Consider the following 13,641-nt stretch of genomic DNA (forward strand, 5'->3'; position numbering starts at 1 on the left):
AAGATGAGATTTCCCATAGCGCAAGCTAGTAAGAACCCTGAAAGATGATCAGGTTGATAGGTCAGAGGTGGAAGCGCGGTGACGTGTGGAGCTGACTGATACTAATCGTTCGAGGACTTAACCAAATTAGATTACTCGTTCTTCTAAATTCTTCTTACAAACATTATCTAGTTTTGAGGGAATAAAGTTTTTTGCGATAGCAAAATAACTAAAATTTCTCTTGAAAAATGCATAAAAGGCAGTATAATAAATATTGTCCTTTAAAATTGTCTGGTGGCGATGGCGAGAAGGTCACACCCGTTCCCATACCGAACACGGAAGTTAAGCTTCTCAGCGCCGATGGTAGTTGGGGGTTTCCCCCTGTGAGAGTAGGACGCCGCCGGGCGATGGTGCATGATTATCTTGGACAACTTCTAAGATGAGGCAATCGGATCAACTGCAAGAGTTATGTTACATTACCATTATTCCGCAGTAGCTCAGTGGTAGAGCACTCGGCTGTTAACCGAGCGGTCGTAGGTTCGAATCCTACCTGCGGAGCCATTATCTCTAAATGACGAAAGTCATTTGAGCTGGCAGCAAAATGCTTCCATAGCTCAGCAGGTAGAGCACTTCCATGGTAAGGAAGAGGTCAGCGGTTCGAGCCCGCTTGGAAGCTCTGAAAATATTATTATATGGCCCCTTGGTCAAGCGGTTAAGACACCGCCCTTTCACGGCGGTAACACGGGTTCGAATCCCGTAGGGGTCACCATTTACTTTTTGAATTGGAATTTTAAATATGGAGGATTAGCTCAGCTGGGAGAGCATCTGCCTTACAAGCAGAGGGTCGGCGGTTCGATCCCGTCATCCTCCACCATGATTCTTTCACACAGTGAAAATAATCTACATTAACATGCCGGTGTAGCTCAATTGGTAGAGCAACTGACTTGTAATCAGTAGGTTGGGGGTTCAAGTCCTCTCGCCGGCACCATGCTTCTTACTTCCTTGAATAACTTCAGCGGAAGCATGCGAGAAATCCCGAAGGGTTTTTGAGCATCTATCTAGGTACAGAAGCACTTATATGTGGAGGGGTAGCGAAGTGGCTAAACGCGGCGGACTGTAAATCCGCTCCCTCAGGGTTCGGCGGTTCGAATCCGTCCCCCTCCACCATTTTAATACATATTAAAAATGGACAAGTAACTGATGTCCTTTTTATTTTTTCATTGGGCTATAGCCAAGCGGTAAGGCAACGGACTTTGACTCCGTCATGCGTTGGTTCGAATCCAGCTAGCCCAGCCATTAACGAGCCATTAGCTCAGTCGGTAGAGCATCTGACTTTTAATCAGAGGGTCGAAGGTTCGAGTCCTTCATGGCTCACTCATGTTAAGACCCCTAAGAATGAACTTAATCCTTTATTTTTAGGGGTTTTATCTATTATAATAAAATTATGCGGAAGTAGTTCAGTGGTAGAATACAACCTTGCCAAGGTTGGGGTCGCGGGTTCGAATCCCGTCTTCCGCTCCAAATGGGGCCTTAGCTCAGCTGGGAGAGCGCCTGCCTTGCACGCAGGAGGTCAGCGGTTCGATCCCGCTAGGCTCCACCATCACACTACATAAATACCATTTCAGTCATAAATCCAACCGGGTTTATGGCTTTTTTTATTTTTCATTCACAGTGCATAGAAAGGTTTGAAATTATAAGCTGCCAAAACAGATCATAGTTTATACAGACTTGAAGGAGTTGGCTCAAAAAACCCCTGCTATCTTGACAGCTTTTTAGGAGAAGAGGCCAAAGCTGTCAAGAAAATGCAGTTATTGTGACAGGATAGAGGTTGAGGAGCCTAAAGCTGTCAAGAAAGTGCAGTTATTGTGACAGGATAGAGGTTGAGGAGCCCAAAGCTGTCAAGAAAAAGCTGTTATCTAGACAGCTTTTTAGGAGAATAGGCCAAAGCTGTCAAGATTCTCGGTAATCAAGACAACATTCACTTTTTACCGTTAATACTATGTGCAACAACGAGTAAACAGGCAGCAGATTGCAACTCTCCGCCAAAATTGTTCAAGTTTTCCTTGGCTCAGGTGATATGAACTCCTTATAATGAGAATTCACTCAATTCCAAACCGTATATATATTCATGAAATTGTCCAGTTGAGTCATTCAAATGAAAGCGTTTAAAATAAGGAGTAGATGAGATAAAGCAAGGGGGAGAAATAAATGAAGAAACTTTCGATTATTGGCATGCCGATGGATCTGGGCCAGATGAGAAGGGGAGTTGACATGGGCCCAAGCGCAATCCGTTATGCTGGGATAAATGAAAGATTAAGAGTGTTATTTGATGAGATAGAGGATCTGGGAGATATAGCGGTCGGCAGACCAGAGGTAAGGATTGATCCTAACAGCAATCTACGCAACCTGGAGCTCGTGGCAGAAAAAAATAGCTTGCTTGCTGATGAGGTAGACAAAATTATTGAATCAGGATCATTCCCGCTTGTTTTAGGGGGCGACCATAGCATTGCGATTGGAACATTGGCGGGTGTATCTAAGCATTATAAAAACCTGGGTGTCATTTGGTATGATGCACATGGAGACTTAAATACAGCAGATACTTCACCATCTGGAAATATCCACGGAATGCCGCTTGCTGCCAGCTTAGGTTTAGGACATGAAATGCTGACACAGTTAGGCGGGTATACACCAAAGGTAAAACCAGAAAACATTGTCATTATCGGGGCTCGTGCTTTGGATGATGGTGAAAAAGACCTGATCAAGGAACTAGGCATCAAGGTGTTCACCATGCATGAAGTTGATCGGCTCGGTATGGCTACGGTCATTGAGGAAACAGTCAACTATCTTAAAGATAAGACAGATGGCGTCCATCTTTCACTTGATCTGGATGGGCTGGATCCTACAGATGCTCCTGGTGTCGGTACGCCGGTAACTGGAGGCATCAGTTACCGTGAGAGTCACCTGGCGATGGAGATGCTGGCTGAAGCAAAAATCATCACTTCAGCTGAATTCGTCGAAGTGAATCCAATCCTTGATGAAAAGAACAAGACGGCTGTCGCGGCAGTAGCGTTGATGGGGTCTTTATTTGGAGAGAAACTTTTGTAATGTTTAAGTAGTTTTAGAATAGACCTATATTAGTGAGAAAAAAATAGGAGCAGCGGCCAAGTCTGGCTGCTGCTCTCTTATTATTAATATAGAAATGTCTTTTTGGAAGATAAGTGATAATATTTATTTAATAAATGGTCGAGTTTAGAACTGATGTCTACAACACGTTGATTAGACAGCGAGGTTTTTGCGGCTAATTCAACCATCTCTTTACGGCAATTTTCAATATCCTTCAACAACGTTTCTGCACACATTGATTGGATCCTCGCTTTCACTGAAATATAGTCCATTTATACCCCTAAAAAAACTTTTTAAACCAAACTGGTAAAGATTTGTTAATATTAACTTATCGTGTTTTTTAGACTTTTTTCGCAAAATAAGTCAGTTGGTAGATGATTTTGTCAATTTCATACATAAATAAAGTTTTTATAAAAAAAACGAAACCTTTTACGGAATCGATTCGTATATCGATTAGCCGCATGAAGCGCGGAGGTAAAATAATGGAGACAATCGTAAAACACAGAATAAAACAGGTAATCAAGGGAGACCAGAATGCCTATGGTGAGATAGTTGAGGTATACAAGGACAAGGTTTTCCAACTTTGCTACCGTATGCTCGGGAATAGGCACGAGGCAGAAGATATTGCACAGGAGGCTTTTATCCGTGCATATATCAATATTAACAGCTTCAATCAAAACTTGAAGTTTTCAACATGGCTGTATAGAATTGCCACAAACCTATGTATTGACCGGATCCGCAAAAAGAAACCAGATTATTTTCTTGATGCGGAAGTACCTGGAACAGAGGGTCTGACAATGTATTCCCAAGTCCCATCAGAAACTCCTTTGCCAGAGGATGAGGTTGAAAGCATCGAATTGCAGGATACGATCCAAAAAGAAATTTCAAAACTACCCGATAAATACAGGTCGGTAATCGTATTAAAGTATATTGAAGAACTTAGCCTGAATGAGATCAGTGAAATACTGGATTTGCCGCTAGGCACAGTGAAGACGAGGATCCATCGGGGGAGAGAAGCCTTAAGGCAGCAGCTGCGACACGTATAAGGTGAGGTGAAAGAATATGAAATGTTCCGAACAAATTATTGACTATATGCATGAATACTTAGATGAAGAAATCTCCGAAGAACATGAAAAGATTTTAAGAGAGCATCTGCAAAGCTGTTCAGATTGCCAGGAATACTTCAGGGAGCTGAATAAAGCAATAGCTCTTGTGCAGAGCACTTCTCACATCCAGGCATCAGATGACTTTACTTCGAAGGTAATGGCGGGCCTGCCAAAGGAAAAGAAGAAGACGGAAATTCAGCGGTGGTTCAGGAGCCACCCGCTGTTAACAGCTGCCTCACTATTCCTGGCGTTAATGACTGGCAGCATCTTTTCAACATGGAACGAAGAACACCAGTTTTCAGTATCAAAGCAGCCTAATCTGATTGTCGAAAATGATACAGTAATCGTGCCTGAAGGGGAAGTCGTCAAGGGTGATGTCGTTGTCAGGAATGGCAAGGTGAAAATTGAAGGCGAGGTCCAGGGTAATGTCACAGTGATCAACGGTGAGTTGATTAACGGTGAGAAATACCTGGCAGCAGCTGGCAATGTCACCGGTGAAATAACCGAGGTCAATGAAGTGTTCGAGTGGATTTGGTACCATATTAAAAAGACAGCTAAAAGCACGGCAGATCTTTTTGAGAACGACGAAAAGGAACAGTCATTCCAATAGGAATGGCTGTTTTTTAAGGGCCATTTTAAAAAGGATTAAATGATAGTCAGCAGACAAGGACTCTGCAGATGACATATTATTAATTTGAACAATGCTTATGTTATAATAAAAAAGTTATCTTTGATTATAGGCTGAAGTGCATTGGTCATCTTCCGCTTTTTTAAAAATACTAAAAGGCTGATTGAACATTCAGGAAGGTTTGCAACTTTCTGAAACAGTCTTACTAAACTACTGGAGGAAGTGCAATGTCGTTTGCGGATTTCGATTTTTTAGAATATCTAGCTAATATTGTTGACATTCTCCTGGTTTGGTTCGTCATTTATAAGCTGATTGCGATAATTCGAGGGACGAAGGCTGTCCAGCTTTTAAAAGGGATTTTTGTCATCCTGATCGTAAAGTTTGTCAGTGATTTCTTCGGATTGAATACTCTTAGCTGGATGATGGAGCAAGTACTAACCTGGGGATTCCTGGCCATTATCATCATCTTCCAGCCCGAATTGCGGCGGGCACTTGAACAGCTCGGCAGAGGACGGCTTTTTTCCAGATCTGGGCTGCAGGAAGAGGAAGACGAAGAGAAGATGGTGGAGGCCATTATCAAGGCAACCGATTATATGGCTAAGCGCCGGATCGGAGCATTGATCTCAATTGAAAGAGAAACAGGAATGAGTGATTACATAGAAACAGGCATCCAGCTTCAATCCAGAATCTCCTCTGAACTGTTGATTAATCTTTTTATACCGAATACACCGCTTCATGATGGAGCTGTAGTCATACAGAAAAACATCGTGGCCGCGGCTGCTTGTTATTTGCCGCTGTCGGAAAGTCCGTTCATTTCGAAAGAGCTGGGCACTAGGCACAGGGCTGCTCTCGGAATCAGTGAAGTAACCGACAGTATCACGATCGTCGTTTCTGAAGAAACAGGGAGTGTATCGGTTACACGGAATGGCGAACTTTACAGGGACTTGAGCGGGGAAACGCTAAGGGAACTGCTAACAGCCGAGCTAATCTCGCCATCAAGAATCAAGCAGGCAGCTTCTACCCGCTGGAATTGGAGGGGGAAGAAAAATGGATAAATGGATGGATAATCCCTGGTTCATAAAAGTAGTTGCCCTGGTCCTTGCCGTCCTGCTCTTTGGATCTGTACCTAAAAACGATCCGGATAAGCCTGGTGATGTGAATGTGCCATCAGATGAAAAGGTGGAGACGATTGATGACGTCCCAGTAAAAAGGGTTTATGATACTGACACTTTGGTCGTATCCGGTGTTCCCGAAACTGTTACTGTCACGCTGCAGGGGCCCAAGAACATTGTTCAGCAGGTGAAGACTCTACGGAATTTCGAAGTGTTTGTCGATCTGACAGATGCCGAACTAGGGAATCAGCGAGTCCCGATTACAATTAAAGATGTTTCAGACCGCCTGACTGTGACCATCGAACCTGGTTATGCAAATGTCTCCATCCAGGAGAAGGTAACGAAGGAATTTAGGATAGACGCTGAATTCAGCGGAAATATAGTCGAGGAAGGCTATATAGCTGAAAAGCCAATAGTAAAGCCCAATAAAGTGCAAATAACAGGTGGCAAAGATGTTGTTGACAAAATCACTTATGTGAAGGCAACTGTCAATTCATCCGGAAAAATATCAGACACCATCACACGAGAAGCAAGTGTACTTGCTCTGGATAAAGATATGAACAAGCTTGATGTCGTTGTGGTACCTGGGATTGTGGAGGTAACAATCCCGATTAAAAGCTCAAGCAAAAAAGTCCCGATTGATATTGTCCGGAAAGGCACTCCTCTAAGTGGAGTAACAATCGATTCAATAACGTTGGAAACGAAGGAAGCTGAGATCATCGCTGAACCAGGCGTTCTCGAGAAAATTGATAATGTCAGGGTCGAAGTGGATGTCAGCAAGATTGAGGAGGATACGGAAATCACCCTCCCAGTCATTATTAGTGAAGGAATTGTCAAGGTTTCTCCTGAAACAGTAAAAGTGGCCGTGAAAGTCACAAAGGCTTCCGAGAAAAGTATTTCAAACGTTCCAATTGAAATCGATGGGATGGATGAGGGCTATGAAGTCGATTTTCTTGATCCTGCAAACGGCCTGACGAATCTGACCGTTAATGGGCCGAGTGATATTGTTTCGGCCCTTTCACCCGATGATTTCAAGATCTTGATCGATGTGTCGAAACTGGAAGAAGGAAATCATGAAGTTGACATGAAGGTGACAGCACCTCGAAATATAACGTGGAAATTGGCTAAAGAAAAAGCCAGTATATCGGTTGCGAAAAAAGATGCGTAATTGACTGCAATTTTTCATACAAGGAGAGATTTTGAGAATGGGTAAATATTTCGGTACAGACGGAGTACGCGGTGTTGCGAATAGCGAATTAACGCCAGAATTAGCTTTCAAGCTAGGCCGCTTTGGAGGCTATGTCCTCACAAAGGAGCATGAACGCCCTAAGGTTTTGATTGGAAGGGACACACGTATATCTGGACATATGCTTGAAGGAGCGCTAGTTGCCGGTCTATTATCAATCGGAGCGGAAGTGATGAGGCTCGGCGTCATCTCTACTCCAGGGGTAGCGTATTTGACCAAGGCTCTTGGCGCACAGGCCGGAGTCATGATTTCTGCATCGCACAATCCGGTAGCGGATAATGGCATCAAATTCTTTGGCCCGGATGGATATAAGCTATCTGACGATCAAGAGAATGAAATCGAACAATTGATGGATATGGAAGTGGATGAGCTTCCTCGTCCTGTAGGCGCTAATCTTGGGCAGGTAAATGATTACTTCGAAGGCGGCCAAAAGTATCTTCAATATCTTAAGCAATCAGTTGATGAAGAATTCACTGGACTGCATATCGCGCTTGACTGCGCACATGGGGCAACCTCATCATTGGCTACACATTTGTTTGCTGACCTTGATGCTGATACTTCCACAATGGGAGCATCGCCCAATGGCTTGAATATTAATGACGGTGTGGGTTCGACACATCCGGAAGCACTTGCTGAATTCGTGAAGGATAAGGGTGCAGATTTAGGTCTTGCTTTTGACGGAGATGGAGACCGCTTGATTGCGATTGATGAAAAAGGGAATATCGTTGATGGCGACCAGATCATGTACATTTGCGGAAAGTTCATGAAGGAGCGAGGACAGCTCAAGAAGGGAACGGTCGTTTCAACTGTTATGAGCAACCTTGGTTTCTACAAAGGTCTTGAGGAAAACGGAGTGCAAAGCGTCCAAACAGCTGTTGGAGACCGCTATGTTGTTGAAGAGATGAAGAAGAACGGCTATAATCTTGGCGGCGAGCAATCCGGCCATATCATCTTCCTTGACTACAACACAACGGGTGATGGCCTGCTTACTGGCTTGCAACTTGCCAATATCATGAAAGCAACAAACAAGCCGCTTTCTGAACTGGCAGGGGAAATGAAGAAATACCCTCAGGTTCTCGTGAATATCCGAGTGACTGATAAGTATCATGTAACAGATAACGAGAAGGTAAAAGCAGTGATCGAACAGGTTGAAGCAGAAATGAACGGTAACGGCCGTATCCTTGTTCGTCCGTCTGGTACTGAGCCATTGGTACGTGTCATGGCAGAAGCAGCAACAGCAGAGCTTTGCGAAGAATATGTAAGACAAATTGCTGTCGTTGTTGAAGAAGAAATGGGATTAAAGGAATAGGAAAAAAGATTATATGCATAAGGGCTTCGGCACATAGAAGAGCCCTTATGCATATTTATTTATGAAGGGAGTTTCTAGCCTCCCTGTATAGGGTAAATACTTGGGAAGGCAGTTTTCCTTTGTTTTCTAAGCTCTTTTCGTAATATTGTTGTGTTCTCACAGAGTATTATTGTATATCTAATTTAAAAGCTTCCTCGAAAAGAGCCCGATACAGGTAAGAATATGGATGTAAATACATGTTCCAAAAGCAACAATCTATGCGGAAACTGCTGTTTTTATTGACGGATGCATAAGTATCATGTATGATAATCCTGTTTTTGTAAATAAGGCTGATTTTGCAGCAAAAGCCTTAGAACAATCTTATAGAAAGGTGGGCAGTGGTTGATCAAGGGAAAACTAAAGCGCCAGGACTAATCCTTGACCGTATATATGGGTTAGTTGACGAGGTGGAGGTTTATCGAATTTTCGGCGGATGCCTCCCGGCTGAAAGCACAGCCGCGAATTCCATCTTTAAAACGTTAAGGCAACTTAATGCACAAAGAGATGGGGATGCTAAAACTAGCGAGGGTTAGACCTCAAAACAATTATATGAGATAAGGGGGCAAGCTGCCCCTATTAAAAGAGGCTTCTTGCCCCCTGTCGTACAGGAGGAAAGAAGTTATGTGTGGAATCGTTGGATATATTGGAAATAATGACTCAAAAGAGATTTTATTAAAAGGCCTTGAAAAGCTTGAGTACAGGGGCTATGACTCTGCGGGAATCGCAGTCATGAACGAAAAGGGAGTTCACGTTTTTAAGGAAAAAGGACGCATCGCGGACCTTCGCAACGCAGTAGACCTTGATGTAATGGCGAACGCTGGTATTGGACATACTCGTTGGGCTACTCACGGTCCTCCTAGCAAAGTGAACGCTCACCCTCACCAGAGCACAACTGGCAGACTGACTCTTGTTCACAATGGTGTCATCGAGAACTACGATCTATTGAAGCGCGAGTATTTGCAGAATGTCGAAATGAAAAGTGAAACAGACACTGAAATTATCGTTCAGTTGATCGAACTGTTCGTAAAAGAAGGTCTGAGCTTAGAAGAAGCGTTCCGCAAAACGCTGACACTTTTACATGGTTCATATGCACTTGCCCTGATAGATGAGCAAAACGAAGATACCATTTTTGTGGCGAAAAACAAGAGCCCGCTTCTTGTCGGCCTTGGCGATGGCTTCAATGTTGTCGCTAGTGACGCGATGGCAATGATTCAGGTAACTAACCAGTATGTTGAACTGATGGATAAGGAAATGGTCATTGTCACTAAGAACGATGTAACAATCAAAAACCTTAAAGGAGAAGTTGTTTCACGCGCTCCTTACACCGCAGAGATTGATGCAAGCGACATTGAAAAGGGAACATACCCACACTACATGCTCAAAGAAATCGACGAGCAGCCGCTTGTGATGCGTAAAATCGTCCAGAACTACCAGGATGGCGAAGGCGAGCTTGAAATCGATTCTGACATCGTGAAGGCTATGAAAGATGCAGACCGCATCTACGTTATCGCTGCGGGTACTTCCTATCATGCAGGCCTTGTAGGTAAGCAGTTCATCGAAAAATTGGCGAAGATTCCTGTTGAAGTCCATATCTCAAGTGAGTTCGGCTATAACATGCCGCTTCTATCTGAAAAGCCATTGTTCATCTTCATTTCCCAGAGCGGAGAAACTGCGGACAGTCGCCAGGTTCTTGTTCAGGTGAAGGAAATGGGCTACAAAGCATTGACGATTACGAACGTACCTGGTTCAACGCTTTCCCGTGAAGCAGATTATACTCTTCTTCTTCATGCTGGTCCTGAAATCGCGGTCGCTTCTACAAAAGCTTATACAGCACAGCTTGCTGTCCTGGCGATTTTGGCAGAAGTAACAGCTCGCGGAATTGGCCACGAAGTAGACTTTGATCTTGTACAGGAATTAGGAATCGTGGCAACAGCTATGGAAGCTCTTTGCGACGACAAGGAAGAATTCGAAAGCATTGCGCGCGAATACCTGACTGTCACAAGAAACGCATTCTTCATCGGACGCGGAATTGACTTCTACGTAGGCCTTGAAGGCGCATTGAAGCTGAAGGAAATTTCCTACATCCAGGCTGAAGGGTTCGCCGGCGGAGAGCTGAAGCACGGAACAATCGCCTTGATCGAAGAAGGTACACCAGTTATTGCCCTTGCAACTCAAGACTTTGTAAACTTAAGCATCCGTGGAAACGTCAAAGAAGTCGCTGCCCGCGGAGCAAACCCGTGTATCATTTCCATGAGTGGACTGGAAACAGACGAAGACCGTTTCGTCATCCCAGAAGTGCACAGCCTATTAACACCTCTTATCTCAGTAATCCCGCTGCAGTTGATCTCATACTACGCAGCGCTGCACCGCGACTGTGACGTCGATAAGCCGCGTAACCTGGCTAAATCTGTTACGGTTGAATAAAATTTGCGTTGGAACCCAGTCAGCATTTGATGCTGGCTGGGTTTTTGTTTGTAATAGAGCACCGAAAAAGCGAAAATAGCGCTGAGACGGTAAAAGGAACTTCTGCATTGCGTGAAAAAGGTCCACATCCTTTCAACTTATATTTTCATGTAAAGAAGACCCAATATCCAGTGAACATTTTATGGGAAAAAGCCTGCCGATCCTCGACCGGCAGGCTTTTTTGAAAATGTTATTTTTCACTAATCTAAACAAAGGGTCATATAGATAAAAGAATTTTATTCGTCCGCCTCTTCGCCCTGTCTGTTCGTCTGGTAAGGAAGGGTATCCCAGAAGCTAGTATCCATTGTTTCGATAGAGTCATCAGCAATGGCTCTGACTGTCGCATCCAAAGTGGTGATTGTTTGCCTGATCAGGTAGCCGTTGCTCTTCTGGCCTAGTGCATATGATTCGATGTAATGATCGGACATGCCGCGCATCTCGAATAATAGAGTCGAAATGTCATAGCGGACAGCCGCTCCGTTTCGGCCGATGTTTTCACCGGTGCCGCCGCGATATTTGCCGATATGGCCCCAGCCCTTATTCTCAAGCGCATTGTATACAACTGCACCAAGTTTCTTAGAGCCTTCAAGCACATCTGGCTTTACATTTTCATTCGTTGGGTAAAGGATCGATCCAGAAACGAGTTCACCTTCTGTTTCACTGAGCGTGCCCTGGTGATGAAGGTCGATCATGTAATCGATATCATATTTGGCAAAAACATTTTCGTGAAGCGCGCGTGCTTCTGGTTCCATCTCGCTTGTTTCTTTGTCATGCTCACGATTCAAATCCATATAGTTTGCGTTGTAGCGGGTAAGGTGGCGGTCACCATCAGCATGGTAATCTTCGAGTGAGAAGTCGACATCGCCCATAGCTCCATCCGCGTTCAACATCGGAATCACAAGGATGTTCACATTATCAAGCACTCCACTTGTTTTACCAGTGCCTAAGTGTTTAATGAATTCAAGCGCCCCCTCAGTTGTCAGCTGCTCGTTCCCGTGCTGCTGCGTCAGGAACAATACTGTTGGATTTTCCGGGTTAGAAATATACTTTGCCATGTGAATATCGCGGCCTTTGACGGTCTGACCGATTACTTCCAGTTCCATTGCCTCCTGTTTGGCATCTTGAGTCTTCAGGTAATCTACTAAACTTTCATATGTATGCAAAATCGATGTTTGTACGGATCCATTTCCGGCACTCGGACCATTTCCTACTGCACCAGCGGGAAGGGCTACCGCAGTCACCGCACCAAGAGCCATCATGCTGGATAAAGAAACGGATAGAACCTTCTTTTTCAAATTCATCGTCATTCCTCCTATAAACTAGATTCACCATACATATTACTGAATTTTTAAAAAATAATTAATAGAGTATGTTACCTATTTTTCTGACAAATTTCGAGTTTCGAAATAAGTAAAATTGATAGAGTTTAAAAGTGTGAAAATGGGTTTTGATAGGCAAAAAGTAATTAGTTTGGCGGAGTGGACAGGAATCACCGTAATAGAACTGAGTAAGGAGACACAGTGAGGGCAGCAATCTTAATTGTAGAGGTTGATGATCCGAACATCTACAGCCAGCCGAATCATGGAGCTGTTCAGGTTCGGTTTCACCGGCGCGGTCGGCATGTTAATTGATAAATTCTTGATTCGTACCATTCTGATACCAGCAGTTATATTCAAGTTGGGAAAATTCAGCCTCTGGCCGCAAAAAATGCAATCGGAAAACTAAAAAAGCGTACCCACTGGCACGCTCTTTGAGGTGATACATTAAATTTTCTCTAATTCTTCTTCAAAATAAAATGTACTTGGGTATTCTTTCACAGTGTATGAATATCTTTTCATGTTTTTCACGTATTGGGATTTCATGATTGTCACTGTTTCGCCGGTTTCTTTGATATTGACCGTTTGGCCGGTTTTATAAAGGTTGCTTGCGCTTTTCAATTAGCCACGCCCTTTCATGTTCTCTTAATTATACCACATTTTCGGATTCACTTTTGTTAATCCATTATGGGCATTTGGATGTCTATTTATGAAAACCTATTTTTGGAAAATCTCTTTAAGCTTGCACTATCCTTTCAATTCTGTTATTCTTAGGAAGAATTATTTTTGTTCGGTATGCAAGGAAAGAACATGCACTGCTTGATTCGCCTGGATATCACTGAGACAAGAATAGTAACAAATTGTGTGGATATCACACTAGGAGGCAACAAAAATGGAAAACGGTAAAGTAAAATGGTTTAACGCAGAAAAAGGTTTCGGATTCATCGAACGTGAAGGTGGAGAAGACGTATTCGTACACTTCTCAGCTATCCAAGGCGAAGGCTTCAAGACTCTTGAAGAAGGCCAAGAAGTTTCTTTCGACGTTGAGCAAGGCGCTCGTGGACCACAAGCAGCTAACGTTACAAAACTATAATAACGATTTAGCCCATACAAACAAGCTCTGAGTCATCAGAGCTTGTTTTTTTATGTCCAAAAATTGTTTGTGAAAATAAAAAAACCCCGCTCAATTGAGTGGGGTTTAATGCGGTAAAGCAATGGTTGCTTTTATTATAGCATAAGTTTTACAGGTGCTGTAAAAAAGTTTTTCGGATAATAAAATATGTTGCTTGCATACATAACATTATTACCCTCCGTTCAGTA

General features: G+C 43.4%; 12 protein-coding genes, 10 tRNA genes and 2 rRNA genes. 21 read left to right on the forward strand and 3 right to left on the reverse strand.

What is annotated here, in order from left to right:
- From DYI25_RS21535 to rocF, 13 genes are all read left to right on the forward strand, one after another.
- Positions 1 to 125, forward strand: a 23S ribosomal RNA gene (locus DYI25_RS21535); the annotation flags it as partial.
- A gap of 144 nt (positions 126 to 269) precedes the next feature.
- Positions 270 to 385: ribosomal RNA gene (rrf, locus tag DYI25_RS21540) — 5S ribosomal RNA — on the forward strand.
- 80 nt (positions 386 to 465) lie between these two features.
- Positions 466 to 540: transfer RNA gene (locus DYI25_RS21545), tRNA-Asn, on the forward strand.
- A 42-nt stretch (positions 541 to 582) separates the two neighbouring features.
- Positions 583 to 655 (forward strand) — tRNA-Thr (locus tag DYI25_RS21550).
- Positions 656 to 673: 18 nt separating this feature from the next.
- Positions 674 to 748 (forward strand) — tRNA-Glu (locus tag DYI25_RS21555).
- A 29-nt stretch (positions 749 to 777) separates the two neighbouring features.
- Positions 778 to 853 (forward strand) — tRNA-Val (locus tag DYI25_RS21560).
- A 38-nt stretch (positions 854 to 891) separates the two neighbouring features.
- A tRNA-Thr gene (locus DYI25_RS21565) sits at positions 892 to 967 on the forward strand.
- Positions 968 to 1,061: 94 nt separating this feature from the next.
- Positions 1,062 to 1,146: transfer RNA gene (locus DYI25_RS21570), tRNA-Tyr, on the forward strand.
- Positions 1,147 to 1,200: 54 nt separating this feature from the next.
- Positions 1,201 to 1,275 (forward strand) — tRNA-Gln (locus tag DYI25_RS21575).
- A gap of 5 nt (positions 1,276 to 1,280) precedes the next feature.
- Positions 1,281 to 1,353, forward strand: a tRNA-Lys gene (locus tag DYI25_RS21580).
- A gap of 72 nt (positions 1,354 to 1,425) precedes the next feature.
- Positions 1,426 to 1,500 (forward strand) — tRNA-Gly (locus DYI25_RS21585).
- A 3-nt stretch (positions 1,501 to 1,503) separates the two neighbouring features.
- Positions 1,504 to 1,579, forward strand: a tRNA-Ala gene (locus DYI25_RS21590).
- A 608-nt stretch (positions 1,580 to 2,187) separates the two neighbouring features.
- Positions 2,188 to 3,084 (forward strand): arginase, encoded by an 897-nt coding sequence (rocF, locus tag DYI25_RS21595; protein WP_213372783.1) that lies wholly within the window; start codon positions 2,188 to 2,190, stop codon positions 3,082 to 3,084.
- 83 nt (positions 3,085 to 3,167) lie between these two features.
- On the opposite strand, the gene DYI25_RS21600 is transcribed toward rocF, so the two are convergent.
- Complete coding sequence (locus DYI25_RS21600) at positions 3,168 to 3,374, reverse strand: aspartyl-phosphate phosphatase Spo0E family protein (RefSeq protein WP_249745625.1); 207 nt, start codon at positions 3,372 to 3,374, stop codon at positions 3,168 to 3,170.
- A 210-nt stretch (positions 3,375 to 3,584) separates the two neighbouring features.
- On the opposite strand from DYI25_RS21600, the gene sigW reads away from it, so the two are divergent.
- The 6 genes from sigW to glmS all read left to right on the forward strand — a co-directional run bounded on the left by sigW (position 3,585) and on the right by glmS (position 10,966).
- Positions 3,585 to 4,148: an RNA polymerase sigma factor SigW gene (gene sigW, locus DYI25_RS21605; protein ID WP_144481378.1), complete on the forward strand. Its 564-nt coding sequence runs from the start codon at positions 3,585 to 3,587 to the stop codon at positions 4,146 to 4,148.
- A 16-nt stretch (positions 4,149 to 4,164) separates the two neighbouring features.
- Positions 4,165 to 4,818 carry an anti-sigma factor family protein gene (locus DYI25_RS21610; RefSeq protein ID WP_213372784.1) on the forward strand — a complete coding sequence of 218 codons (654 nt, stop codon included), beginning with the start codon at positions 4,165 to 4,167 and terminating at the stop codon, positions 4,816 to 4,818.
- A 245-nt stretch (positions 4,819 to 5,063) separates the two neighbouring features.
- The gene (gene cdaA / locus DYI25_RS21615) at positions 5,064 to 5,891 is read left to right on the forward strand and encodes a diadenylate cyclase CdaA (protein ID WP_213372785.1); all 828 of its coding nucleotides are present in this window, start codon (positions 5,064 to 5,066) and stop codon (positions 5,889 to 5,891) included.
- On the forward strand, positions 5,884 to 7,116 hold the full coding sequence (locus DYI25_RS21620) for a CdaR family protein (protein ID WP_213372786.1): 1,233 nt from the start codon (positions 5,884 to 5,886) through the stop codon (positions 7,114 to 7,116). Before cdaA ends, DYI25_RS21620 begins: the two co-directional genes overlap by 8 nt.
- 37 nt (positions 7,117 to 7,153) lie before the next feature.
- Complete coding sequence (gene glmM / locus DYI25_RS21625; protein ID WP_213372787.1) at positions 7,154 to 8,503, forward strand: phosphoglucosamine mutase; 1,350 nt, start codon at positions 7,154 to 7,156, stop codon at positions 8,501 to 8,503.
- 660 nt (positions 8,504 to 9,163) lie between these two features.
- Positions 9,164 to 10,966 carry a glutamine--fructose-6-phosphate transaminase (isomerizing) gene (gene glmS, locus DYI25_RS21630; protein WP_213372788.1) on the forward strand — a complete coding sequence of 601 codons (1,803 nt, stop codon included), beginning with the start codon at positions 9,164 to 9,166 and terminating at the stop codon, positions 10,964 to 10,966.
- Between the two features lie 275 nt (positions 10,967 to 11,241).
- On the opposite strand, the gene DYI25_RS21635 is transcribed toward glmS, so the two are convergent.
- Positions 11,242 to 12,306, reverse strand: a complete 1,065-nt coding sequence (locus DYI25_RS21635) for a M14 family zinc carboxypeptidase (RefSeq protein ID WP_213372789.1) — start codon at positions 12,304 to 12,306, stop codon at positions 11,242 to 11,244.
- Positions 12,307 to 12,586: 280 nt separating this feature from the next.
- On the opposite strand from DYI25_RS21635, the gene DYI25_RS22840 reads away from it, so the two are divergent.
- Entirely contained in the window at positions 12,587 to 12,730 is a 144-nt protein-coding gene (locus DYI25_RS22840; RefSeq protein WP_425374546.1) for an MMPL family transporter, read from the forward strand.
- 38 nt (positions 12,731 to 12,768) lie between these two features.
- Here DYI25_RS22840 and DYI25_RS21645 read toward each other — a convergent pair whose 3' ends face one another.
- Complete coding sequence (locus DYI25_RS21645) at positions 12,769 to 12,942, reverse strand: hypothetical protein (RefSeq protein WP_213372793.1); 174 nt, start codon at positions 12,940 to 12,942, stop codon at positions 12,769 to 12,771.
- Between the two features lie 271 nt (positions 12,943 to 13,213).
- Between DYI25_RS21645 and DYI25_RS21650 the strand changes: the two genes are divergently transcribed.
- The gene (locus tag DYI25_RS21650) at positions 13,214 to 13,414 is read left to right on the forward strand and encodes a cold-shock protein (protein WP_023626356.1); all 201 of its coding nucleotides are present in this window, start codon (positions 13,214 to 13,216) and stop codon (positions 13,412 to 13,414) included.
- The last annotated feature ends 227 nt before the right edge of the window (positions 13,415 to 13,641 follow it).

The organism is Mesobacillus boroniphilus (assembly GCF_018424685.1).
GTDB lineage: Bacteria > Bacillota > Bacilli > Bacillales > Cytobacillaceae > Mesobacillus > Mesobacillus boroniphilus_A.